This window comes from Micromonospora sp. (assembly GCF_048594385.1).
In the GTDB taxonomy this organism is placed as follows: Bacteria; Actinomycetota; Actinomycetes; order Mycobacteriales; family Micromonosporaceae; genus Micromonospora; species Micromonospora wenchangensis.
In genome coordinates, this window is sequence record NZ_JBMDWU010000042.1 from 1 (window position 1) to 2,671 (window position 2,671).

The following is a 2,671-nucleotide window of genomic DNA, read 5'->3' on the forward strand; positions in this document are numbered from 1 at the left end:
CCCGCGCCCTCCCGTACCGCGCTGCTGCGTCCCGCCCTGCTGCCGGGCCTGACCCGGCTCTGGCGGGACCGGCACACCCTGCAACTGGGGCTGACGCCCGGCCGGGCCGTCCTGCTGGAGGTGGCCGACTCGCGGGTCACCCGGCTGCTCGACCTGCTCGACGGCACCCGCAGTGAACGCGATGTGCTGGCGGACGCGGCGAGTGCCCGGGTCGATCCGGGCCAGGCCCGGGGGTTGATCGACACCCTGCACGCCGCCGGGCTGGTCGTACCGGCGCACACCCTGCTCCCCCGTGACCTGACCGGCCCCGACCGGACCCGGCTGGCCGCGGAGGCCGGGGCGCTCGCCCTGGCCATACCCACCCTGACCGGCACCCCGGCCCAGGTGCTGCGTCGCCGTCGTGTCGCCCGGGTGGTGGTGACCGGGTCGGGCCGGCTCGGTGCGCCGGTCGCCATGGCCCTGGCGCAGGCCGGCGTCGGGCAGGTGGCGGTCGCGCTGACCGGTCCGGTGCAGCCGGGTGACCTGGTGGGCACCGGGCTGGCCGCCGCCGACGTCGGGCGGCCGCTGGCCGACGCGGTCCGGGCGGCCATCGACCGCGCCGCCCCGGGCACCCGCACCCGCCCGGCCGGCCGCCACCGGGTCGAGTTGGTGGTGCAGCTCGGTACGGACCGTCCGGCGGACCTGCTCGCCACCGGGTTCACCAGGCGTCGCCAGCCCCACCTGCTGCTCACCCTGCGGGAGGGGATGCCGGTGGTCGGCCCCCTGGTCCGGCCGCCGGTGGGCCCCTGCCTGCACTGCCTGGAGCTGCACCGCACCGACCGTGACCCGGGCTGGCCCGGGCTTGCCGCCCAGCTCGCCACCGGTCCGGCCGACCACTCCTGCGGCACCGCCACCCTGCTCACCGCCGCCGGTTACGCGGTCGCCGAGGTGCTGGCGCAGCTCGACGGCGGCACCCCGGAGACGGTGGGCTGCACGGTGGAGGTCGGGCCGGGCGGCCGGTTACGCCGTCGGGACTGGGCCCCGCACCCCGACTGCTCCTGCTCGGGTCGCTGACGCGGGCCACCGCCCGACCGGCAGCGGCCACAGCCGGTCCGGGACGAACCCGGCGGGCCGGCCCGTCCGGGGCAGCGGACGGGCAGCAAACGGGCGGCGCGGGGATGACGGACGGGCGTCGCGGGGACACGGAACGGGGGACGGGGCCACCAAGCCCGGCTTCAGCGCAGCAGCGGGGCCATGAAGTCGGTAACAATGGCCAGGTGACCGACATCCCGCGCCGCGCCGTGTCCCGGACCGCCAAGCTCGCCGCTCTGCCGCTCGGCTTCGCCGGTCGGACCGTCCTCGGGATGGGCAAGCGGGTCACCGGCATCGCCTCCGACGTCATCTCCGCCGAGATCCAGCAACGCACCGCCGAGCAGTTGTTCAGCGTCCTCGGGCAGCTCAAGGGCGGGGCGATGAAGTTCGGCCAGGCGCTGTCGGTGTTCGAGGCGGCGTTGCCTGACGAGATTGCCGCGCCCTACCGGCAGGCGTTGACCAAGCTCCAGGAGGCCGCCCCGCCGCTGCCGGTGGCGAGCGTGCACAAGGTGCTCGCGGAGCAGCTCGGGCCGGACTGGCGGGACCGGTTCGTCGAGTTCGACGACGCGCCGGCCGCGGCGGCCAGCATCGGCCAGGTGCACCGGGCGGTGTGGCGGGACCCGGAGACCGGCGTGTCCCGGTCCGCCGCTGTCAAGATCCAGTACCCGGGTGCGGGGGACGCGTTGCTCGCCGACCTCAAGCAGCTCTCCCGGCTGGGCGGGATGTTCCGCGCCATCCAGCCCGGTCTGGACGTCAAGCCGCTCCTGGCCGAGCTGCGGGAACGGATCACCGAGGAGTTGGACTACGAGCTGGAGGCCGAGTCGCAGCGCGCCTTCGCCGCCGCGTACGCCGACGACCCGGAGATCTTCATCCCGGCGGTGCTCTCGTCGTCACCCCGGGTGCTGGTCACCGAGTGGATCGAGGGAACACCGCTGGCGGACATCATCCGGGAGGGCACCGAGGCGCAGCGCGACACGGCCGGCCGGTTGATGGCGACCCTGCACCTGTCCGCCCCGCCCCGGGCCGGGCTGCTGCACGCCGACCCGCACCCGGGCAACTTCCGGTTGCTGCCGGACGGCCGGCTCGGTGTGATCGACTTCGGGGCGGTGGCCCGGATGCCCGAGGGCACCCCGGAGCCGATCGGCCGGCTGCTCGGGTTGTCGTTGCGCGGCGACGCCGACGCGGTCGTCGCCGGACTGCGCGAGGAGGGCTTCGTCAACCCGACCGAGCCGATCGACGCCCAGGCGCTGCTGGACTACATCCGCCCGATGCTGGACCCGGTGGCGCAGGAGGAGTTCCGGTTCACCCGGGCCTGGTTGCGCGCCGAGGCGACCCGGCTGGCCAGCCCGAAGTCGCCCGCCTTCCAGTTCAGCCGGCAGCTCAACCTGCCGCCGTCGTACCTGCTGATCCACCGGGTGACGCTGGGCTCGATCGGGGTGCTCTGCCAGTTGGAGGCGAAGGCACCCTACCGGGGCATCCTGGAACGCTGGCTGCCCGGCTTCGCCCCGGTCGCCTGACCGGCGCCGGCCGACCGGCACGACGCGGGGGCGGGGGCCGGGCTGCGGGGACCGCGCCCCGGGGTCCGGGGGGGGTTGCGTGA

2 protein-coding genes are annotated in these 2,671 nt (G+C 75.7%); both read left to right on the forward strand.

Translation table 11 applies throughout. The features are described from left to right. On the forward strand, nucleotides 1–1,053 hold a 1,053-nt coding region (locus ACOJTC_RS01760; protein WP_420115481.1), incomplete at its 5' end, for a ThiF family adenylyltransferase. Between the two features lie 203 nt (nucleotides 1,054–1,256). After that, the gene (locus ACOJTC_RS01765) at nucleotides 1,257–2,588 is read left to right on the forward strand and encodes an ABC1 kinase family protein (protein WP_204926782.1); all 1,332 of its coding nucleotides are present in this window, start codon (nucleotides 1,257–1,259) and stop codon (nucleotides 2,586–2,588) included. Nucleotides 2,589–2,671 lie beyond the last annotated feature (83 nt).